At 47.2% G+C, this 23148-nt stretch carries 17 protein-coding genes; 5 read left to right on the top strand and 12 right to left on the bottom strand.

Going from position 1 to position 23148, the window contains the following annotated elements:
• Positions 1 to 594 precede the first annotated feature (594 nt).
• The 12 genes from B3K91_RS13660 to B3K91_RS02935 form a co-directional block, all read right to left on the bottom strand.
• Positions 595 to 1311: a metallophosphoesterase family protein gene (locus B3K91_RS13660; RefSeq protein WP_414674218.1), complete on the bottom strand. Its 717-nt coding sequence runs from the start codon at positions 1309 to 1311 to the stop codon at positions 595 to 597.
• A gap of 2798 nt (positions 1312 to 4109) precedes the next feature.
• Positions 4110 to 5087 (bottom strand): Gfo/Idh/MocA family protein, encoded by a 978-nt coding sequence (locus B3K91_RS02985; RefSeq protein WP_214078272.1) that lies wholly within the window; start codon positions 5085 to 5087, stop codon positions 4110 to 4112.
• Positions 5088 to 6098, bottom strand: coding sequence for a Gfo/Idh/MocA family protein (locus tag B3K91_RS02980; RefSeq protein WP_214078273.1), 1011 nt, complete (start codon positions 6096 to 6098; stop codon positions 5088 to 5090).
• A 21-nt stretch (positions 6099 to 6119) separates the two neighbouring features.
• Positions 6120 to 6884, bottom strand: a complete 765-nt coding sequence (locus tag B3K91_RS02975) for a PHP domain-containing protein (protein WP_214078274.1) — start codon at positions 6882 to 6884, stop codon at positions 6120 to 6122.
• 10 nt (positions 6885 to 6894) lie between these two features.
• Complete coding sequence (locus B3K91_RS02970) at positions 6895 to 8004, bottom strand: alkaline phosphatase family protein (RefSeq protein WP_214078275.1); 1110 nt, start codon at positions 8002 to 8004, stop codon at positions 6895 to 6897.
• Entirely contained in the window at positions 8001 to 8714 is a 714-nt protein-coding gene (locus B3K91_RS02965; protein WP_214078276.1) for an endonuclease/exonuclease/phosphatase family protein, read from the bottom strand. The genes B3K91_RS02970 and B3K91_RS02965 overlap by 4 nt, the downstream gene beginning before the upstream one ends.
• A 41-nt stretch (positions 8715 to 8755) precedes the next feature.
• On the bottom strand, positions 8756 to 9856 hold the full coding sequence (locus B3K91_RS02960) for an alkaline phosphatase (RefSeq protein ID WP_214078277.1): 1101 nt from the start codon (positions 9854 to 9856) through the stop codon (positions 8756 to 8758).
• A 14-nt stretch (positions 9857 to 9870) separates the two neighbouring features.
• The gene (locus B3K91_RS02955) at positions 9871 to 10707 is read right to left on the bottom strand and encodes a carbohydrate ABC transporter permease (protein WP_214078278.1); all 837 of its coding nucleotides are present in this window, start codon (positions 10705 to 10707) and stop codon (positions 9871 to 9873) included.
• Positions 10708 to 10709: 2 nt separating this feature from the next.
• Positions 10710 to 11960, bottom strand: coding sequence for a carbohydrate ABC transporter permease (locus B3K91_RS02950; protein WP_292588558.1), 1251 nt, complete (start codon positions 11958 to 11960; stop codon positions 10710 to 10712).
• A 45-nt stretch (positions 11961 to 12005) separates the two neighbouring features.
• On the bottom strand, positions 12006 to 13250 hold the full coding sequence (locus tag B3K91_RS02945) for an ABC transporter substrate-binding protein (protein WP_292588556.1): 1245 nt from the start codon (positions 13248 to 13250) through the stop codon (positions 12006 to 12008).
• Between the two features lie 12 nt (positions 13251 to 13262).
• The gene (locus B3K91_RS02940; RefSeq protein ID WP_292588554.1) at positions 13263 to 14402 is read right to left on the bottom strand and encodes an ROK family transcriptional regulator; all 1140 of its coding nucleotides are present in this window, start codon (positions 14400 to 14402) and stop codon (positions 13263 to 13265) included.
• A gap of 80 nt (positions 14403 to 14482) precedes the next feature.
• On the bottom strand, positions 14483 to 15304 hold the full coding sequence (locus tag B3K91_RS02935) for a hypothetical protein (protein WP_214078282.1): 822 nt from the start codon (positions 15302 to 15304) through the stop codon (positions 14483 to 14485).
• Between the two features lie 1726 nt (positions 15305 to 17030).
• Between B3K91_RS02935 and B3K91_RS02930 the strand changes: the two genes are divergently transcribed.
• The 5 genes from B3K91_RS02930 (at position 17031) to B3K91_RS02910 (ending at position 22875) form a co-directional block, all read left to right on the top strand.
• Entirely contained in the window at positions 17031 to 17501 is a 471-nt protein-coding gene (locus B3K91_RS02930) for a MarR family winged helix-turn-helix transcriptional regulator (protein ID WP_292590577.1), read from the top strand.
• Positions 17501 to 19726 (top strand): ABC transporter ATP-binding protein, encoded by a 2226-nt coding sequence (locus B3K91_RS02925; protein WP_214061397.1) that lies wholly within the window; start codon positions 17501 to 17503, stop codon positions 19724 to 19726. Before B3K91_RS02930 ends, B3K91_RS02925 begins: the two co-directional genes overlap by 1 nt.
• Positions 19723 to 21597, top strand: coding sequence for an ABC transporter ATP-binding protein (locus B3K91_RS02920; RefSeq protein ID WP_292592222.1), 1875 nt, complete (start codon positions 19723 to 19725; stop codon positions 21595 to 21597). The genes B3K91_RS02925 and B3K91_RS02920 overlap by 4 nt, the downstream gene beginning before the upstream one ends.
• A 385-nt stretch (positions 21598 to 21982) precedes the next feature.
• The gene (locus B3K91_RS02915) at positions 21983 to 22267 is read left to right on the top strand and encodes a DUF6922 domain-containing protein (protein WP_214061399.1); all 285 of its coding nucleotides are present in this window, start codon (positions 21983 to 21985) and stop codon (positions 22265 to 22267) included.
• Positions 22231 to 22875, top strand: a complete 645-nt coding sequence (locus tag B3K91_RS02910) for a nucleotidyl transferase AbiEii/AbiGii toxin family protein (protein ID WP_214061400.1) — start codon at positions 22231 to 22233, stop codon at positions 22873 to 22875. The genes B3K91_RS02915 and B3K91_RS02910 overlap by 37 nt, the downstream gene beginning before the upstream one ends.
• The last annotated feature ends 273 nt before the right edge of the window (positions 22876 to 23148 follow it).

The following is a 23148-nucleotide window of genomic DNA, read 5'->3' as shown; positions in this document are numbered from 1 at the left end:
CTGACGTCTGTACCGTTTTTCGTTGTAGGACATTTATCCCGACATCCCCTGTCATCCCGTAATGCTCTTATACGGGATCTCGTTCTGGCTCTTATGTCCTCGATCCTGAACCAAGAACGAAGAACATGGACGCGAAGCGTCGGAACGAAGAACTGCTCTTCTCCCGCTCTTCCCAAGGACGGGTTCACGCTCCTGGACGAAGGTCGAAGGACGGCTCTCAATGCTCTTACGAGACCCTAGACCCCATACCCTAGACCCGGTTCTAGGAGAGAGAACCTGGACGCGAAGCGTCGGAACGAGGAACTGTTCTTGTTCCCAAAAATGGAGTCCCTATTTTGCTATTTTGTTGCTATTTTGTCGAGCCGCCCTGAAAAGTTCCTGTTCAGGGCTCCTCTTTGGGGTCATCCCGTGATGCAATTGCACGGGATCTGGTTTCCTTGTTCTTCGTAGTCTCGAATATGGTCTTTCTCGAAGCGAAGCTTCACAAAGCGTCTTCTCGCTTTCTAGGTTCGCTTTCGCTCCGTCGGAGAATGGTTAAGCGATTACGGATAACCGTTCATTCTTTTCAGTTACATCTTGTAGTACTTGCAGCTGCTAGAAAATCGACGAGCCCTTCGGCTCGACTTCTACAAGTTCGATGATTAGTCCTTCTTCTACAACTATTCTTCTGTATGCCAGTGTGCCGTCAGTTTCCACTGCCCTCTTCGTGGTAAGTGAAAGAGTGTTAAGTGAATAATCGATCGCATCGCTATGTCTATGACCAAAAAGAGCCAATGCTACGTTGCTCCTAGTGAAGAGATCAAGCAGCTCTCGTCTCTGTTCAGTCTCCTCAAAAAAGATCCATCTGTCATCGTAGAAGTTGTGATGGCCGAAGAGTATGATTTTCTCGCTTCCTATTCTCTTCAATTCTTCTGTTATCCATTCCATTTGTTCTTCAGACACTACTCCGCTCACAAATCCATACTCTGAATCGGCCGTATTTAGGCCCAAGAAGTGCCATGAACCCCACTCGAAGCTGTAGTAACAAGGCCCAAATACCTCTTCCCACAATTCCATCCCATTTATCCTGCCTGATCTTTGTGTATCGTGATTACCCGGAACAATAAACACGGGAAAATCACAATATTCAATAGTCTTCTTCTTTATGAATTCCCAGTCAGTTGTGTAAGCAAGGGCGGAACTGGAAAGATCGCCTGTTATCAGCATGAGATCGGGGCTCTCTGCCCTGATCTCGTTCAGCAGTCTCTCGAACAGGAGCATATTCTCCGGCTTGCTTAGCAGGTCGAGATGTGGATCGGTAAGATGAACGATGGTAAAGGATTCATCAAGAGACCCTACTCTGACAGCATTTTCTTCCAGCTGCCTGTAAACTACCCCGGAACTCGCTGCAAGAACCTCGAGGGAATAAAGACCTTCAGGAATTCGATCTGGAATTACGTACGTGTGTTCAGCGATCTGCGATAATTCATATGCGTTTCCCGTTCTGCCCATTAGTCTTGCTCTTTGCTGTGAATAACCTTCCTTTGTTATTACCTCAAGAATGCGATTATCACTGAGATATGGGAAAGCGAATCGCGGAGATACGATGAATTTCTCTTCAGCAGAAATGCTCTCAGATGAAGGCTTTTCCTTCAGCGAGGTGCTTGTCTTAACGATATTCCATCCGAGATTTGTCTTCATTGTGAAACCCAGTGTGCTTTCATCGAGCCAGAATGGATTCGTGGTCAAGAAAATATCCTTCGTTGCAGCAGTAATCGTATAGTCGAAGAGATCCATGATGAAGACTTCGACTTCTCCTCTGTAATCGGCAACAAATAAAAGCTTTGTACCATGGGGCGACCATACTGGAGAGAATTCGTTGAATGAACTGCTGAGAATTCCAGTTGTCTTACCGGTTCTCATATTGAAAGTAACTATGTCCCAGTCTTTTCCGTTCCAGTGCTGGAAGGCAAGATCGTTACCTGTAGGGGATAATGTAGGTGATCTCGCATCCTCAGCGACAGTCGTCTTCTCACCGGACGACAAATCCTGTTTCACAACAAACCATTTGCCATCTCTTCTTTCCGAGTAAAGCAAGAAGTCCTTCTTGGGAGAGATTACGGGTTCAATCTGGTCATATGACTCCGATGTCAGAGTCTTGATTTCTTTGGTTGCTGTGTCATATGAATATATCTTCCAGTCAGCGTTTTGATCATCAGGCAGGATTCTTCCTGCAAAGAGCAGCACATTGTCCTTGAGGTAAGGGAATTCAGCTTCCCCAGGGAAGGGTATCTTGCTTGACACGTTTCCCTGAAAGAGTTCATAGATTGCAGGCGGATAGTTTTTGGTTCTTGTTCCCTTTTCCTTGTACAGACAAGCGAAGACTTCTTTTCCGTTCGAGGCGCCCGAAATCCTCGACGAAAGGAAATCATTATCGGACGATAGCAGCCAAGTGATGGCTTCCACGTTCTCAGGAAGTACGAGATCTCTCGACTCTTCTTTCTTTGTGGTTTCAGGTTCTTCCTCTGTCGGAGTGAGTAGGTCCTTTCTTGCAATTGTAGTTAAGAACAAGATCCTGTTTTCTGTCTGTTCACGAATATCTTCGTCAATGGTGGGTCTGACATAGAACTCCCCTTCATTATCCTGGATCAGGACTCCCTGTACTGCAACGAAGCTTCCATCGCCAAGAGCAGATATGTCTATGCCGGCATAGTCATAGAACTTCACTCTCATTCCAGAAGATACGCTGTCGAAATCACGGTCTGACGGTCCAGTCAACCAGAATCCCCTGGTGATTGTTTCATTGTCGTAGGCGCTTATCTTCCCGAAAATCATCACCAACGAACCTTCGAGATTTCTAAGCTGGCTCTTTGCAGAATCTGTAAATATGATCGCAGGATCCGGCAATGTCTCTCCTTTTCTGATTATCTCAATATCATCAGGAGAGGCCGGTCTTATGACAAGGCTGTTTACATCTGTTGTATAGCCGACCGTGGTGAGTGTTCCCTTTACTCGTACAAGATCACCTTTTTCTACGAGCGGCTCCTTAAAACCTTGAGCATAGATTAGAATTCCTGCGCTCTTGTCTGTTAGGGCGAAGTAGTTCGCCGAGTCGTGCCAGAGGCCTGAACTAACCATTGCTATCCCTTCAACCTCAACGATGTTGTCTAGAAACAAGTACCTACCTTCGGATCTCTGTCGAATATCATTGATAGTAACGGTTATCGGGTCTGCGCTTTCGGCAATAGCTTCTTTTTCCACTTGCCTTTCTTGAGGAGATAATAATGTGAAGATGTCGTAGCTCCCTGCACCATCAGGTCTGTTCAATCCCGAAAAATACAGTATCTGTCCATCGGTCCACAGACTTCTTTCGTCGAGAAATGTATTCATTTGCTCTCCGGGGTGCTCGATACTCCTGGTGTAAGGGTCCCAGCGATAAACATCATATCCTCCGATTGAGTCATCTCTTGCCGAATCAAACCATATAGAACCATCAGGAGCAAGGAATACCGACCATTCATCGCCGCCGGTGTTAAGAAAGCTGAGATTCTCTGGCGATGACCATTTCCCGTCGATTGATTCAGATCTCCAAATATCTCTTCCTCCGATAGGCTCCTTTCCGTTGAAGGTGCCTCCCGACGTGAAATATGCGATAGTCTCGTCTGAGTTCACCCAGATATCCCACTCTTTTACACCCGTGCTGAGTTCAGCAATTAGAGTTCCTTCTTCCCAGCCACCCTTCTCTTCATCGAATACCGATCTGTAGAAATCATAGTCAGTATCGGCCGAGTATCTACCAAAATACATAACCAACACTCCTTCATTTTCAATAACACAGGGATTGATCTCGTACTCCGATGTATTGATATCGCCCGGAAGCCACTGTGGTTCAGCCCATTCTCCGTTTTCAAGCGTTGTGTAGTAGATATCGTAGTTTGTCCCTACGAAATATAGAATGCCGTCGTGAAGCCACGGCATCCTCTCTATTCCACTCGAGCAAAATGGCAACATCTGCACTTCTATCTGACCAAAAGTCATGATGCTCATGAGTGCGATTGCCAAAACGAGCAATGTTCGTTTACCTTTCAAAGTTTTCACCACCTTTAGTCGTCTTTCATAATGGGGAGCTGCTAATGATTAACTTGAATAGGTTCATGTGTTCTTCCACTTTCATATGCTGCTAGAGCAACTCTTAGAGCTTCAAGTCCATCTTCTCCTGAGGTCAAAGGCTCTCTTTTCTCGACTACAGAATCAACGAATTCCTTAACCAGCGCTTTGTCGAAACTGTCTCCGAAATTCTCCCAGAAGACTCCTCTATTGTTTGAGAAGACTCTCAGCTTCGCATCAAAGGCGCTTATCTTGAGCGAACCGTTTGTACCGACAAGATTGAGAGTGACATCTCCCCAGTAAGGATAGGCTTCAGGTCTTGACCAGCTGCAGTCGAGACTCATGAAGGAATCGTTAGAAAGACCTAGCAGGAGGAGGCCACAGTCTTCAACTGGGATGTCGTAAATGAGTCTGCCGTATTCGGCCGATACCTCGACGATCTCAACATCTAGTAGCCAGCGGATAATATCCACAACGTGAACGGTATGATCCATAACCGCCCCTCCGCCGGAAAGCTTCTCATCTACGAACCATCCTCCGGGCATTCTTCCATGATTTGTAGCCGAGACCGAGAGGATTCTGCCGAGTCTGCCGGTTTCGATTTCCTTCTTTGCCTGCTGAATCGATGGAGCGTATCTTACGGGAAAGGCCATCTGAAAGACAACGTTGTTTTCTCTCGCCGTCTGCAGCATCGATCGTGCATCTTCTTCAGTTGTAGCAATTGGTTTTTCACACAGAACGTGTTTGCCATTGTTCATGGCAAGCTCCGCATATTGCTTATGGAATGAGTTTTCGGAAGTAACTACGACCCCATCGGAGTTTTCAATTAGCTTCAGAGGATCGTCAAAGCGTTCTATGCCCAAGAGATTCGAGGTCTTTGCGCTTCTAGAAGAATCGTGATCAAATACACCCGTAATGCTTGTTTCTGAGAGAGACTGAATCTGCCTTATATAGCTGTATCCGTGCGTGTGGGCTATTCCAAGAACTCCAATCCTGAACACCTACACCACCTCCAGGAGCTTCACAGGTCTCCCGCTTTCTGCAGATCGGTTGGCGGCCAGCGAGATCTTCAACGCCTCAATAGCTTCAATACCATCCACGGGAACCTTTCTTTCTTCTCTGACCGCTTCTATGAACTTCTGTATGTGTAATCCATAAGGATCATTGGCTGTGGGGGTGCTCTTTGAGAAAGACGGGAGATCCTTAGACACAGTCTGCACCCTAATAGTGAAATCCTCATCGCTGTCGTAGGTTATCATTCCATCTCTACCCACGAATTCGAAAGAAGTTGTGAATTTCGAAGGAGCGTTTTCCGGCTCGGCCCAGCTGCCCTCGACATGAGCCAGCGAACCGTTTGTGAATTTGACGACAGCTATGGCATGGTCTCTGTTTCTGCCTGGATGAGAAGGAGTGTTTTTCACGCTTCTTGCTGTTATGGATTCTACTTCTCCCAGGACCGTTCTCAAGAAGTCGAAGTCGTGAATGGAAAGATCAAGAAGAACTCCGCCGCTTCTAGCGAGTTCGTCGAACCAATTGTTCCAGCCGTGCTTTGGAAAGACACCACCGCGATACATCCTTGCCATGACCACCGTGCCTATAGCTCCGTCTTCCATAAGGCTCTTTGCCCTAGAGTAAGAGTCAAAGAATCTCACTACATGATTCACACCCAGCAGAACGCCGTTTTGCTTGCAAACCTCAACCATTTCTAGAGCGTCTTTGAGAGTACGGGCTATTGGTTTTTCGCAGAGGACATGCTTCCTGTTTCTTGCCGCTTCCACCACAAGATCCCTGTGTGTATCCGTAGGTGTACAGATACTGACTACTTCTATTTCGTCATCGGTGAGTATCTCCTCTACAGTGGATGCTTTTGAAGAGGTGAGTCTTGCGCATTCCAGAGTCTGTTCCCTTGAGAGACTCGCTACTGCTTTCACATTGACGTCTTGCAAGCTGCTGTACGCAATGGAATGAACCTTTCCCATCATTCCACAACCGATAATTCCAACGTTTGTCATACAAGTTCCTCCCGAAATACTCTATATTTTCAAGTTAATCGTCTCGATATCGAGAAAATCACTTTCCTTCAGATCGAGTTCCTGGATGACTCTTTTCAGATAGCCCCTCTTGGAAACCTGCTCAGGTATGTGGGAATCTGTTCCGTAGGAGAAAGCAACTCCGGATCGTTTCATAATATCCAGAACTTCTAATCGCGGCGTTTTTGATGGCTCATGTATTTCGAGTGCAATATCGTTTGCCTCGAGATCCTTTGCCAATCGCGAGTACCAGTCAGACGTGAAGTACTTGTGAATGATCTGCCGCTCAATCTCCCTCTTCTTGTCGAATCCCGGATCGTGATCAAGAAGAGGTAGAAGCGGGAGATAGCCCTCGACGTGCCCAAGAATCTGAAAGCCTCCTCTTCGTGCATTTTCGGCAATGATACCTTTGTAAGCTTGCCAGTAATCTTCACTGTTTGTTCCCTCTAGCGGAACTCTGTGAAGACTCGCAATGATGTACTCTATTTCGCCCATCATAAAAGGGAGTAGTATGCCGCTCTTCCCGAGCCCGGTTTCCACACCGAGATGAGCGGAGATGCCGAGCCTCCTGGCGCTTTCTTTGAATGCTCCGAAGGCCTCAAGATAGTCTTTTGTGAATTCTATGCTGGATGGATGGTTTAACTCAAAGTGATCAGTCACGCCACATACACTTACATTGCCTTCCAAAGCTTCAAGAAGCCGAGAAAAAGTCATCTCTCCGTCTGAATAGCTTGTGTGCAGATGATAATCAAGTTTTGTCAGATTCAATTTTCAAACCTCATTTCTTCAGTGAAATTCCATCGAAATCGACAGATGATTTTATGTTAAGTAAATCGAGAGTTGTTGGCGTAATGTCGACTAGAGTACCTCTCTCTACGCAGTTCTTTGTCTTGTGAATATCTCTAAACATGAACACGGAGGGCTCCTCGTGGAAAGTTCCGTGATATCCGAAAAAAGACCCGGGCCTTCTCGACTTCAATGAGTTTGAATATCCTCTTTTCAAACAGAAGGCGACGTCAGCATACTCGGGGTTGTGCAACTTCTTCATTTCTTCTTTTGTATAGATTCTATCTGTTACGCTGATTTTCCTCAGAGCATCCACGAGCAGAGCTGTCCTATTCATTGCTTTTTCCGTCAGAGTGTAGATGTTTACGGTTGGGTATTTGAGCATAAGAATGTCAGTCTCTTTAGAAACCCTCTTTCCTTCCTTACCAAGTTCGGCTTCGAGACCGATCCTGGCAATAACTTCACCTAGATCAAGATCCGTAGGATTTTCGGCCAATGACATGGAGTGATCGGAACTAATGACTATAACGAATTCTCCAAATGTCTCTTCAAGAAAGTCGGCTAAAAGCTTCAACTCGCCATCTATCTCTTCCAATTCTCTTATCGTCTTGTGGTGAAGAGGTCCGTATCTATGCCCCGCACTATCCAGAGACTGATAGAGGCAGAAGATAGCGTCATACTTCTTTTCTTTACTCTCCTTTGTTAGCGCCTTCCGTATTGCATTGCTTCTGTTTCCGTCAACCTGGACATGCTTCACTCCCTTTCTTCCCTGAAGCATGAAATGCTGTATCGAGAGGATGGTGTAGTTGTTTTCGTATAAACAGTCGGTTATTGGCGCTCTTTTGAGATCTCTGAGTCTACCCTCCACTCTCATCTCTTCTCTGTTCAGGATAGTGTTGGAGTATATGCCGTGTTTTTCGGGATATACACCCGTCAATATGGTGCTCATCATGGGTGTGGTAAGTGTAGGAAAACACGATCTCATATTCCTCACCACGGAACCAGTCTTGGCAACAGTATCCAGGAAAGGAGTCCTGGCCTTCTTCAACACCTCCGGACCAAGCGAATCGATAGTAACGAAGAGGAGAGGGATATTCTTCATTTCAGGACCAGCCTCGAAACGACGGGCAGATGATCCGAAGCGTATGAAGCTACAGTGAATGCATCGACGATCTCGAAATAGTGATTCACGAAGATATAATCAATCTGCCGGCCCGGTCTATCTGCCGGTATCGTATGAAGACTCTTGTCAAGCGCATGATTCACCGAATTGAAGTGGTCGAAAAACTCGGGGACACCGTACTGCAGATCATACCACTCGGCGTTGAGATCGCCGGCAATAATCGCCGGAATCTCTTCGTGCTCAAGATACACCTCGAGAATCTTTCTGAGTTCCGTCTGGATTTCCAAGATCCCGCCGAGACCGAGATGCGTGCCCATCACCAGGACTTCCCGGCCCTCGATCTCTGTGACGATTGCGGAACAACCTCTATCCACGGCAAGCATCCATTCTGGTCTCGGGAGCACAAAACCAAATTCGGCCGTTATCGGGAATTTACTGAGAACAGCGTTGCCGTAGTTGCTCCTGCCCTCCGCCAGACTGAAGAAGTAGCTCATGTTGAGTTCCTTGGCAATAATCTCTGCCTGTCTCAGTCCTGCGCTCCTCGGATTTTCCTGATCGACTTCATTGAGAATAAGAATATCTGGATCTACTTCCCTTATGGTCTCGACAACTCTGGAAAAATCCAGGACACCGTCTATTCCCATTCCGTGCCTTATGTTGTAGGTCATGACAGTCAGAGATGTTCCCATCAGAGTCCCTCCAAGGAATATTGAAAACAAAAAGCAAAAAACTATTCTGCGCATATAATCACATCCAATAGTCCGCAGATCTTTCGAGGAATCTCCTTCAAATGGTAAAATCCCGTGAAGACATGCGATCCTTTGCCGTAGGCAATTATAGGCACATAGGCAGCAGTGTGGTCGTTACTCGACCAGCTCAAGGAAAAGTCACCATCGGGTTTGCCATAAGGCACCGCGACTCCTCCGGTCTCGTGGTCTGAAAGCACGATCAATAGATCGCTTTCCAAAGAGAGCTGTGAAAGCAAATAAGAGAGTACGTCCCTGAAGGCAGCCAGTTCGGCCAGCACGGCCTCTGAATCGTTGACATGAGAAGCATCGTCAATTCTGCCGGCCTCAATGACGAGTAGCTTGTTTCTCTCTTCCTGCATGAATACAGCTAAAGCCCTTTCGACCATTTCCAAGAGAGTGGGCTCACCGGGAATCAATTCATTCTCAAAGCTTTTGTCTCCCATGGTTACAAGGGCAACGGTTCCCTTCAACATTTCGGAATCCGGAGATCCAATCTCCTCGAAATTCAGTCCAAGAACCCTGTAGCCGCTGTCTATGAGTTCGTGTATTCTGCTTCTTGGCGTCGGTTTCTGGGTAAAGGGATTGATTCCCAGCTCTTCAAGACCACCGGCAAAGAACAAATCGAGGGAACTTTCCATTAGAAAGTCTGTAATTACATCCGTTTCCTTCCTTTGCTCATGAGCGTAAAGGGCTGCCGGAGTGGCGTCGTAGTAACGTGTGTTTGTAACCAGGCCGAGCCACCAACCCTTGTCTTTCAGGATATCCGCCAGCGTCTTCACTTCTTCTCCTAATGCATTCATGCCAAGATACCCCGTCAGTGTCTTCACACCGGAAAAAAACGCGGTTGCGGCGGCAGCCGAGTCGGTTACAAGATTATCTAGAGCCTCATTTCTGCCGATACTGACTACGGGATTGTGGCTTCCCATGACTTCTCCAGTTACCAGTTCCGATATGTATAGATGGTTAAAACCCATCCCGTCACAAATCAGGATGACGATATTCTCAGGTCTACTGCTTTCCAGCGAGAGAAAAACAGAAGAAAAGAATACTAAAAGCATAAAGAGAGTCGAGAGCTTTTTCATATTACCACCCCTTACTAGCCCTTCAAACCAGTCATCGTAATACCCTCGATGAATTGCTTCTGCAATATGAGATACAACACCACTATCGGTATAACGGCCATTGCGGCGGCCGTGATCTGAAGGTGCATCAAATCCCCGTAACGCTGGGTGAAATACTGTACTCCGAGTTGAACAGTCCTGTGTTCATCGTTGTTAACAACCAGAAGAGGCCACAGGAAAGCGTTCCAGGTCGCCATAAAAGAGAAGATCGCCAGCGCAGACAGTGGTGCTCTTATGTTTGGAATCACGATGATTCTAAAGATCTGAAACTCGGAGCATCCGTCTATCCTGGCCGCATCTATCAAGTCGTCGGGAATAGTGACAATGAATTGCCTCATGAGAAATACGCCGAAGATGCTTACTGAACCCGTTATAATCAGAGCCAAGTAGGTGTCTACGAGCCCCAGATTGTAGATCATGATATACAGCGGGATTATGGTAACAGGAAAAGGAATCATCATCGCGCCGAGCAGAGTCTTGAAAATCGAGTTTCTTCCTCTGAACCTGTATTTTGCAAAGGCAAAGCCGGCGAGGCTGGATGTGAGCAATGTGAGAGTGACCGCCACGGTAGTTATTAGAATGCTGTTCAAGTAATACCTCAAGAAAGGAACGGAACTGAATACTTCGGCGTAATTCTTTAGGGTGAATCTGTCAGGCAGGAACTTAGGGGGGAATCTCATAAGCTCACTTTGATCTTTGAATGTAGACAAGATCATCCATACAAAGGGCATAATCATTATTATTGAAAATGCTATCAAGAGAGTATATGAAATAGAATATACAATTATGTTGCTCTTCCTCTTCGATCTCAAGGTCACTCCTCCTTGAAAATCTTTGTGACCCTCATCTGAACAAGAGTAATCACCAGTATTATTGCAAACAGAACGATTGACATTGAACTAGCATAGCCCATCTGCAGCTTATTGAATCCCGTCTGCCAAATGTAGAAGACAGCAGTTTTCGTATCTGCATTTCCTCCCGTCATCATGTATATCTCCGTGAAAACCTGAATCGCGCCGATCGTCGAAGTTATGAACACAAAAACAAGAGAGGGCTTCATGAGCGGGATTATGATGTTCTTGACCTTCTGCCAACGCGTTGCTCCGTCGATATCCGAGGCTTCCAGAATGATACTAGGTATGTTGTTCAGCCCGGCCAGGAAGATTATTATGCTGTATCCAACGGACCTCCAGACTGAAACGAGTACAACTGACCAGATGGCTATTTCGGGATTGCCCAGCCAGTTTATCGGCTCCGCCCCGAAGAGTCCTATGAGATAATTCGCTACTCCGTAATACGGATGATATATCCATGTCCAGATAACGCTTATCGCAACAACCGATGTCACGGCCGGAAGGAAGTATATCACTCTGAATACGCTCTTGAACTTCGGGATAGAGTATATGAGGAGAGCAAAGAAAAAGGAAATTACGATTTTCACGGGTATAACGCCAAGAGCATACTTAAAGCTTATCCAGAGCGATCTCAGAAAATACTCGTCTGTAAAGGCCTTCCTGAAGTTCGCAAGCCCCACGAATGGTTTGTTCGGCACGAGGATATTCCACTTGTGAAACGAGATAAAGAAAGCGAACATTGCCGGGAAGAAAGTAAGAAAGCAGACTCCAAACAGGGACGGCAGAATGAAGAGATACGGAGCCCTCTTCTTATCCGGAATCAGTCTTACGACGGCAACGAGAACCACAACGCTGCCGATCAAAGAGATCCACCATCCGTAACCGGCAATGCCCAGGAAATCGAGGAAGAACTTTGATCTTAGAACCTCCTGCCATTCAGTTCTCATGAAGATGATCGTGATGTTCAGCACCAGCAAAGAGACAGCTGTTCCAAGAAGAAATGAGATCTTCCCTATCGCAAGGAACAGTGCAAAAAGGCAGACCAGGACAATATAGACGGGCAGGAGGTTAAACGCACCCCAAAAAGAGAAGTCAGCAACCCTATACACAACTTCTCCCGATGCGTAGGGCAGGAAGAAAGAGAGAATTATTAGTAACAACCCTGCAGCTATTAAAATTCTACTCAGTGAATTATCTGATAGCTCTACCATTGAAAGACCTCCGAATCAGGCTTGCCGCTAGACCCCGGTTTAGGATCAGAATATTCCAAAGGTCTCTTCGAGATACTGGTTGATTTCGTTTATCGCCTTCTTGAGCGCTTCCTCAGGATCGGCCCCTTTGTTGATTATGCTGTTGTACGCCGTTTCCCTAAGAAGAGCCGCCGGATTTCCCCAACCGGCAGAGAACGTTGGCACAGCATAATTCAGTGAATCCAGAATCGGGCTCAACAAAGGATCATCTGCAAACTCGGGATCACTGATCACGCTATAATAAGAAGGGAGTTCTCCTGTATCTTTGAACCACAGTTTCTGGGCTTCGGGCGAGCTTATAAAAGCAAGCCACTTCGAAGCGATCTCCGGAGTTCTGCAATCGCTCATGAGAACAAGAGCCCAGCTTGTCAAAACCGAGCTTCTGCTTCCTGTCTCGGGGTGCGCCGGAGGGAGTGCGGTTCTGAATTCGAGATCGGGATGCCCGCCGACCTGGAAAGAACCGACCATTGCTCCATGTCCGAACACCATAGCTTCTTTTATCTGTCTGAATCCCGTCCACCTCGAACCAAATTCCGGTACATATACTTCATGTTTCAGCACTGCATCAGTCAAGAATTTCAGGCCTTCAAGCTGAGCATCTTCGTATGCGACTTTCTTTTCTTCATCGCTTGCCCAGAATGTTGCGCCTGCCTGCCTCATGAAACTCTCAATAACCGGTTCGTAGCCTTCAATTCCCAGCCCTGACTGAACCATCTTGTTTCCTTCCCAAATCGTCAGCTGTTTTGCGTACTCAAGGAGTTCGGTCCAGTTTTGAGGAGGGCTATACGGGTCAAGACCCGCCTGTTCGAAGAGATATGGATTGTAGAAGAGAACAATTGTCTGAACATCTGTCGGAAAGCCGTACAGCTGACCGTCGATAATCAGCTTGTCAATGGCCGCTTCTATGCACTTCTCTCTCATCTCTTCCGCCGTGGCGACACTTGCATTTATTGGTTGAATCAATCCATAACCGAAGAACTCCTCCATCGCCGTGGCGGGAATCTGTGCGACATCTGGCCCACTTCCCGCTGCCAGAGCAGCAAGTAGCTTAGTCTTATACTCTGAATATGGTATTGTCTGAACCTTGATTTCTACATCGGGGTTTTCCTTCATGAACTCTGAAGCCATTTCCATGATAATCATCGCTCTGCTCGGTGAATGGTGCATCCAGTGGACGATAGTTGTTTTTGCCATTGCAGAAGTAATCAAGAGCAACGAAGCAACAAAAAGTATCATAACTCTCTTTCTCATAAAACGCACCTCCTAAAAGACTCCCAGTATTCTCCCTACTGAAACAGCGAGGGGTGTTCTCAAAAGCTTCTGTTCTGTAACCTTAAGAATCATCATTTCGAGCTCGGTGTGGCCCAGCGACATATCGAACACTTTCTTTCTAAGATAATCAACCGCTTTGTCGGAGAAGAAAGGATTGCGGCTGTTGAGCACTATCGTTTCAAGCCCGAGCAAGTCGACAACATTTGCGATAGCTGCTGCAAGTTTGTCAAGTAGTTGTTGAAAGGCTCTCACGTATTCTTCGTTGCTGTTCTCCGAATATAGTTCATTGAGAAACCGCAAGAAGGAACGATCGTCCATTTTCAGACTTCCGTTCGGCACCAACCCGGAGAATCTGTCGTGAAGGTTTTTGGGATCGAAAAAGGCAGCAACACAGCCCTTTTTGCCGCACCAGCATTCGGGACCGGAAGGGTCTACCTGAAGATGGCCGAATTCTCCTGCTCCGCCATGCGGACCTCTGAAAATCCTTCCGTTAAGCACGAGAGAAGCTCCGAACTCCCTGTCTATATATAATGCGTCTCTTAAGGGAATAGAGCCCAGAAGCATTTCTGAAACCAGCAGGGCGTTAGCGTCATTCTCTATCTCAAGTGTTGTTTTCCACTCATCGCTTAGCCTCTTAAGATTTACCGTTTCACTCTGCGTGTAGAAGCTCTTCACGACATTGCCTGTCGATTCATCCACGATCCCCGGAGTCACGATGCTGAAAACGAGAACCGCAGAGATACTCTCATCGAAGCTGTTCCGAATAATCTTAGGTATTTCGTACAGTTTGTCCAGAACATCATATCTTGAATGATCCAGAGATCTTGCGTGCTTAACTCTGCCTGACAAATCGCCCAAGACTATGTTCATCGTTTTGGAATGTATGTGAACTCCGCCGACAAGCAACTCTCCGTTATTCACATTCAGCACCGAATACGGTCTTCCCTTGTGTGTGGACGGCACCGGAGGGCTATCCAGAACAAAGCCCTTTTCAATGAGTTGCTGAGTGAGCCGCGAAATAGTAGCTTTGCTCAAATTCGTTGCTTTGGCTATGGATTTTCTTGACAATCCGCCTTCATTCCTCCAGAGTTCATAAAAGACATCCTTTTCCGCCTTGGACAAACTATGCAAAGCCATCACCTCTCGAAATCGGAATCAAAGCCTGCTCACCATCAAAGACAATGAACAGGCTCGGCAAAAAAAGACAGGTTCTATTCTAGTTTGGCAATGAAAAGATCGTAGCTGCCCATACCATTGGGTCTGTCAACAGTCGAGAACACTATTATTGTGCCATCTGTCCACAAACTTCTTTCATCGTAGAAAGAATTGATCATCATCTCGGGATGACCAATTTCACCCGTAGAGGGATCGTAGAAATAGATGTCGTAGCCCCCTATGGAATCGTCTCTTGATGAATCAAACCAGATCTTTCCTTCAGGGTCGACGAATACAGACCATTCATTGCCACTTGAGCTGACTTCATTTACTCTTGTCGGGGTAGACCATTTGCCGTTTTCCTTCTCGGAAACCCAGATATCTCTCACGCCTGTTGGTTCTAGTCCACCAAAGGCACCCTTTGTGGTGACGTAGGCCTTTGTTTCATCGCCATTTACCCATATCTTCCAGTCTTGAGTCTCTGTGCTCAGTTCCAGGACAACCTCGGGTTCTCCCCATTCGCCCATTTCTTCATCGAAAACCGACCTGAAGAAATCGTAATCCCTGTCTGAACCAGTATATCGACCGAAGTACATTACGAGTTCGCCATCGTTGTTTCTAATTACGCATGGACTGATCTCGTTCTGAGAAGAGTTTATAGCTCCCTTCACCGGTTCAGGCTCACCGCAGTTTCCGTCATTCCAGGTTGCCTGGTAGATGTTGTAGCCCTGAGTAGCAAAATAAACCGTGTTTTCGAAGACCCACGGCATTCTGTCCACACCAGAAGTGTTCACAGATAGAGGCTCCGCTTCGATCAATGCGAAAGCCGACGAGAAGACCAATAAGACAGCCACCAAAACTAACATAGTTCTTGCCATTGGAAGCACCTCCTTGAATCGCGCACTATTCAGTCGAAAACTGTAGGCTTCATCAAATAAGCAAAGAGAAGTATTTTGTTTCATAGTGAGACTAGCACACAACTTACTTTATATGAGAAGAAGAGAAAAACCAAATCCATCGTGAGGGAATCAGCCATCTAGAATAAACTAGACGCCCAAATATCCATGAATAATCGATTATTGTGCAATCAAGTAGCGGCTATATTTTGTTGCATACTGAAACTTAATAGTCTTGATTAGTACAGAACTTTGCGTGTTTGGCTCGATAAAGGATGTGAATAGCCGCTGAACGTCTTGAAAAAACGTCCTCCGTCAGACGTCCCAGAGCATGGATCCGTTCACCGAAAAGATCAATCGAGAAAGATCGCTTTCGAGAGGATCGCTGCGCTCACGAGAAGGCGAGAATTGGTACTGGTCGACCGTTGATGGTTCTCCGTTCTCCGGAAAGCCAACATACTATCGAAGAATCACCTAATGACGTCGTCCCGTAGAGCCTGCCCTGATGTGCACCTGTTCAGGGCAACTGCACGGAATCTCGCCCTGAAGATCCGCTGTACGCTTAAGAACAAGAACCCGCTGAACGCTGCTCAAAACAACGTTGTCCGTCAACGGTCCACCGTCCACCGAGAAGAGCGAGAGAGAGAGAGCCACCGCAGACCGAAATCGTAGTTAAAAACCACGAGAAGGCGAGAAGCGAAAATAAGGACTGACAGGTTTATTATGTGCCTTTTTTCGCGTGAGGACCTTCGTCAGAATGACCGAAAGCAAGAAAAGACTGTCATCCCGATGTGAAACTGATCGGGATCTCGAGTCATAGATCCGCTGCGTGCTCAAGAACGAAGACCCGCTGAACGCTTAAGAGCAGAAAATCCGTTGTATGCTGTGAAAAGCCAAGACCCTAGTCACGCCTTTACCTCTCTTTTCATTCTTGTCGGAGAACGGCGAACCGATAACGGATAACCATTTCTTATTCAACTTGCATCTTGGAACTTACAACTGTTCACGTTTTTCCCGAAAGGATCGAGATTCTGGCCAGGTACACGAGAATGACTGAAAGTCAAAAAAACTTTCATCGCCGTAGAGCTCCTAGTAAGAGAGGTTCTTGGTTGTTGTAAGAGCAAGAAAAGAAGCACCAAATTCGTTTCGCCCGAAATTCTTCCCCCTCATGTCATCCCGTATAGCCTGTTCTGAAAAGCTTGCCCCAAAATGTTCCTGTTTGGGGGTTCCTGTTCAGGGATTCTGTGGGGTCTCATCTCGCCCGTATCGCGCGCTATCTAAACCCTATAGAGGCGACAGGAATGAGGTTAGAGGTAAGAAGATCAAGATCTTCCCGCTCTTCCAACCTCTTTCCTCTGGCCTCTTACATCTTCTCTGACCAAGAACCTGGACGCACAGCGTCGGAACTAAGAACTGCCCTTCTCCCGCTTTTCCAAGGACGGGTCCATGCTCTTGGTAAGTACGAGGGACGGTTCTTCGCACTCTTCCAGCTCTTGCGAGACCCTAGACCCCAACCCCGAGACCCGGTTTGCCTCGGGCGCGGAGAGATCACGTAGCAGAAAAAATCGTTCGTGTTCTCGCAAAGTTTACGAATTTTCTTTCTTTCTTCGTAGACACTGGCCGTTTATTGCAGTAGAATATATTTCGCATGCGAAATATTCGGACTCTAAGTATTCGTATGCGAAAGTTCTGAAAATGTAAGAAGAAGGTGGTTCTGTTGGAAGAAAGCTCAAGAATAGAAGAGATGCTGACAGCGATCAAGCGGATCGTGTCTCTCATAAAGCAGAATTTCGAAAGGGATTTCAAGAAGATGCACGTAACCCAATCCCAGATCCTTGTTATGAGAGTACTCAACCAATACGGCGATATGAAGATAAGCGATATAAGCAGGGAGCTAGATCTCTCAAACAGCACGGTGTCGGGGATAATCGACAGACTCGTCGAAAAGAAGATCGTCAAAAGAAAGAGAAGCGAAGAGGACAGGCGAATAGTTATGATAAGTCTTGCGGAAGAGTATTGCAAACCCGTGAAGAAACAGCTCAATGCCTTTGCCAATAAGATGAGAAGGGCATTGTCTACGACAACTGAAGAAGACCTTGATTCTATCATGCAAGGTCTTGAGAAGCTGGAGAGGATACTCGAAGAATCGCAAGAATACAAAGAAAGAGGACGAAGCTGATGCTCAAACTTATAAGATACCTTAAACCCTATACTGTCTTCATCATCGTCGCGGTGGCATTGCTCTTCGTTCAGGCCATGACAGAACTGGCACTTCCAGATTACATGTCGAATATCGTAAACGTCGGTATTCAGCAGGGCGGTATCGAAGACGCTATTCCTGAGGCCATAAGCAAAGAGGCCTTCGATAACGTCTCGCTTTTCATGAGCGGAGAAGAGAGGCAACAAGTCCTGAGCTACTACGATCTCATAAACAAAGACTCGGCGACTTATGAAGAAAACCTCAAGAAGTACCCTTTGCTGGAGAGCAAAGATGTTTACGTCCTGAAAAGTGAAGAGATTGAAGACCGACAGGCTCTCAATCTGCTCTTCGGCAAGGCCCTCATGGCGTATTCTGGAATCAAGAACGGCATGACCGGGGCAGCTGGGACCTTTACACCCCCGGACGGCTTCAACATCCCCGAAGGTGCAAACGTCTTCCTGCTGCTGCGGCTCATGCCGGAAGCCCAGAGGCTCGAAATGCTAAGTCAGGTTGACAGCATGGTCGAAGTCATGGGTGAAAACATCGTCAACCAGTCGGGTGCACTTGCCGTGAAGGAAATCTACGAGGAGCTTGGCGTGGACACCGAAAAATTGCAGAGCGGCTATGTGCTCCGCACCGGTTTAGTCATGGTTCTCGTGACCTTGCTTAGCGCGCTGAGTACCATCATGGTCGCCTTCATCGCCTCGAAGATAGCTGCTGCCTCGGCGAGATCGATGAGAAGAGACGTTTTCGAGAAAGTGGAAAACTTCTCGAACTCTGAATTTGCAAGGTTCTCTACGGCTTCGCTCATAACTAGAACGACAAATGATATTACCCAGATACAGCTCGTGATTGTTCTCATAATTAGAATGGCATTCTACGCCCCAATCATTGGTGTCGGAGGAGTCATGAGGGCTCTCGAGAAGAGCACCTCCATGTCCTGGATCATAGCGCTCGCCGTCATCATAATGCTAGGCCTTGTGGGAATCGTTTTCGTCATAGCCCTTCCGAAATTCAAGAAGATGCAGAAGCTTATCGATAGGCTGAATCTCGTTACAAGGGAACACCTCTCCGGCCTCATGGTTGTCAGAGCCTTCAACACCCAGAAGTTTGAAGAAGAGAGATTCGACTCCGCTAACAAGGACTTCACAAGAACCAACCTATTCGTAAACCGGGTGATGGTAGTGATGATGCCGGCGATGATGTTTGTTATGAACGGGACCATGCTCCTCATCGTCTGGGTGGGCGCGCACCAGATAGAGGCCTCGACGATGCAGGTTGGAGACATGATGGCCTATATACAATACGCCATGTTGATCATCTTCGCCTTCCTCATGTTGACGATGACGTTCATCATGATCCCAAGGGCCTCCGTTTCGGCAGGTAGAGTCTCTGAAATCCTAGAGGTTGATCCCCAGATAAAGGACCCCAAGAACCCGAAGAAATTCGGCAGTGATTTCAAGGGAACTGTCGAGTTCAAAAACGTCTGCTACCGTTTCCCGGGAGCCGAGAAAAATATCCTGAACGACATAAGCTTCACGGCCCTTCCCGGGCAGACGACGGCGATTATAGGCTCGACCGGCTCGGGAAAGTCGACTTTGCTGAACATGATACCGAGGTTCTACGATGTCTGCGGCGGCCAGGTGCTTGTTGACGGAATAGACATCCGGGAAGTGAACCAGCATGAACTGAGAGAAAAGATAGGCTACGTCCCCCAGAAGGGTGTACTGTTCAGCGGAACCATAGAATCCAACCTGAGATACGCCGACGAGACGGCCTCTGAAGAAGAAATTGAAAGGGCTGTCGAAATCGCCCAGGCCGCCGAATTCATAACCGCGAGAGAAGAAGGATATGACGCAGCCATTTCCCAGGGCGGTGCGAACGTATCTGGAGGGCAGAAGCAGAGGCTTTCCATAGCCAGGGCGCTGCTGAAGAAACCGAAAATACTCCTCTTCGACGACAGCTTCTCTGCACTTGACTTCAAGACAGACGCTGCGCTGAGAAGAAGACTGAAGCAGGAAACGGGAGATAGCACGATGATAATAGTCGGCCAGAGAATTGCGACGATAAAAAATGCCGATCAGATACTTGTTCTTGACGAGGGCAACCTTGTTGGAATCGGCAAGCACCGCGAACTGATGAAAAGCTGTCAGATATACAGAGAGATCGCACAATCACAGCTTTCAGAGGCAGAATTAGCATGAGTAGTGATAACAGAGAAAAGGGTAGAGGTCATCGAGGTCGCGGCGGAGGTCCGATGGGCCCCGGCATGATGCGTGCGGGAGAGAAAGCCAAAGACTTCAGAGGAACGCTGAAAAAACTCGTTCAATACCTTAAGAAGTACCAGATCCTGATAATCATAGTGCTCTGCTTCGCGGCGGCCGGCGCTCTTTTCTCCATCATGGGGCCGAAGATACTCGGCACGGTGACAACGGAAGTCTTTGAAGGAATAATGGCCAAGATCACCGGAACTGGCGAAGGAATAAACTTCGACTCGATAGCTAGAACCATGTTTATTCTTCTCGGACTGTACGCACTTAGCGCTCTGTTTATGTATATCCAGGGATGGATAATGTCGGGCATATCTGCGAAGGTCACATACAAATTCAGGGAGGAAATCTCCCATAAGATAAACAGGCTTCCCCTCAAATACTTCGACAAGAGCTCCCAGGGAGATGTCCTGTCAAGGGTAACCAACGACGTCGACACCATAAGCAGAACGCTAAACCAGAGTTTGAGCCAGATCATAACGTCCATCACGACAGTAGTCGGGGTCATCATAATGATGTTCACGATAAGCTGGCAGCTCACGCTGATAGCCTTGCTAATACTGCCTGTCTCGATGGGACTCATCGCCTTTGTGGTTAAGTTGTCTCAGAGATACTTCAAGAAGCAGCAAGAGTATCTCGGAAAGGTAAACGGCCACGTAGAGGAGATGTACGGAGGTCACGTCGTCGTAAAGGCCTTCAACGGAGAAGAGAAAAGCATAGAAACATTCGACAAACTGAACGCTGAACTGTACGACTCCGCCTGGAAATCCCAGTTTCTCTCCGGTATGATGATGCCTATCATGACCTTTGTGGGCAATCTCGGATACGTCCTCATAACCATAATGGGTGGCTGGTTTGCCGTCAGAAATATGATCACGGTCGGTGACATCCAGGCTTTCATACAGTACGTGAGGTCGTTCACTCAGCCTATCGCTCAGATTGCCAACATCATGAACGTCTTCCAGCAGACGGCTGCGGCAGCAGAGAGAGTCTTTGAATTTCTGGAAGAGGAAGAGGAAATACCAGAGACAACGAACCCCGTCAATGGGGTTGATCATCACGGCCACGTTGAGTTCAGAAATGTCAGATTCGGATATGTCCCGGAAAAGACAATCATAAAAGACTTCTCCTGCGAGGTAGACAAGGGACACAATATAGCCATCGTCGGACCCACGGGAGCGGGAAAGACAACCATCGTCAAACTCCTGATGCGCTTCTACGACGTCAACTCTGGAGAAATACTCCTGGACGGCCACAACATAAAAGACTACACCCGACACGACCTGAGAGAAAACTTTGGAATGGTGCTCCAGGACACCTGGCTCTACAATGCCAGCATCTGGGACAACATAAAATACGGAAGGCTTGACGCAACGGATGAAGAAGTACTGGCAGCGGCTAAGGCTGCTCACGTCGAGTCATTCATTCACACCCTCCCCGAAGGCTACAACCTCGTGCTGAACGAAGAGCAGACCAACATCTCGCAAGGCCAGAAGCAGCTGATAACGATAGCCCGGGCAATCCTGGCAGATCCTAAGGTCCTCATACTCGACGAAGCAACCAGTTCAGTCGACACAAGAACAGAAGCCCTGATACAGCAAGCCATGAAAAACCTTATGAGAAACAGGACAAGCTTCATGATTGCCCACAGACTATCAACAATAAGAGATGCCGACCTCATACTCGTCATGAACGAAGGCGACATCGTCGAACAGGGAACCCACAAAGAACTTCTCGCACGTGGCGGTTTCTACGCCGAGCTTTACACCAGCCAGTTTGAAAGCGACTTCGTAGAGGCTGTATAAGCAAGAGAGAAACAAATCTCAATATCAAACCAATCCGGCGGGCCCTCAGCCCGCCTTTTTCTGTCTCTACAATGTTGCGCTCTCCTGAACTATAAACACTGTCCCTGATACTTCTGACTGGATTTGGTCTAGTAAATGGTGCAAATATCGAGATGTCGGCCAGAAGTACGAGAATGACGGAAAACAAGAAAAGACTGTCATCATATTGAGCCTGCCCTGAAATGCTCCTGTTCAGGGTCATCCCGTACAGGTACCCTGAACAGGTGCACCCATCAGGGTAGGCTCTACGAGATGGCGGTTGTGAGAGATCTCCACAGCAGGAGGTTTACAGGGAAGTTGGAAGGTTTGTGAAGCTTGAAATGATAGAATTGATTTGGTGAAGTATATGGCTCTAAACTTGCGGAATACATGTTTCTGGGATGTGGATGTTAAAGAGCTTGATAAGGAGAAGGACAAGTTCTTCATTATTTCCAGGGTTCTGGAGTACGGAACGATGGAGGATGTTGTCAATCTTCTCTCTGAATATGACTCGGCCGAGATCGCGGGGGTAGTTAGAAGAAGCAGAATAATCGGCAGGGTGACCGCAAATTTTTGGAGCCTTATTCTGAATATTCCTAGATCGGAGATAACTAAATGCTTAGAAGCGGGAAACTCTCATCAAAGACGCTGAATCTTCTAAATATTCTTGAGAGTAAACTCACTGATTTTTATCTTGCAGGGGGCACGGCTCTGGCGATGTACTATGAACACCGTGTGAGTTTCGATTTGGATTTCTTTACAGCTCAGCCTTATTGGCCAGAAGTATTGTTGGAGTATTTGAAGCAGTTTGGTGTTTTGGTGGAGAAAGTAAGGGTTCAGACAGGGACCCTTGAAGCTGAAATTGACGGTGTTCGGACAAGCTTTTTTGAATACCATTATGCACTAATTGAACCTTTCAACAAGTATGGGTCTCTGGATGTGGCTTCGGTAATCGATATCGCCGCCATGAAGCTTAGCGCTATTGCCGCAAGAGCAGAGAAAAAGGACTACTTCGATCTCGCAGAAATCCTGAAGAGAGAGTCTTCGGAAAGAGTTCTTCAAGCTTTTGTCAAGAAGTATGGTAGAGAAGTCGATCTGTACCATATAGTAAGGGCTGTAGCTTTCTTTGATGATGTAGAGGACTCCCCGGATCCATTAGGAGCAGTCCTTACCTGGAAAGAAGTCAAGCAATCTCTGAAAGTGAAAAGCAAAGAGCTATTCGATGTGGCGAAGAGCTTAGTTAGGCTAGATCGTGATTAAGAAAAGGCTTCTTCGCAATGCTTGCATACCCTCCAGATCCTTAATGATATTGCCTCACAGAGATTCTATAGAACCTGCCAATTACCTTCGGTGCAAGACAATGAGGTGTGTCGGCTGATTACATCATTACTGTGGATATTCAGGAAGCCCTTCACCATGTCATCCAGTAGAGCCTGCCCCAATATGCCCCTGTTTGGAGCTCCTGTTCGGGATTCTGAGGGGTCTCATCTCGCCCGTATCGCGCGCTCTCTACGTATTCACCCCCCAGGGGAA

The sequence above is a fragment of the Mesotoga sp. UBA5847 genome, from assembly GCF_002432735.1.
Taxonomy (GTDB): Bacteria; Thermotogota; Thermotogae; order Petrotogales; family Kosmotogaceae; genus Mesotoga.
Note: the sequence above shows the minus strand (reverse complement) of the source record. Positions and strands in the feature narration are given on the sequence as shown.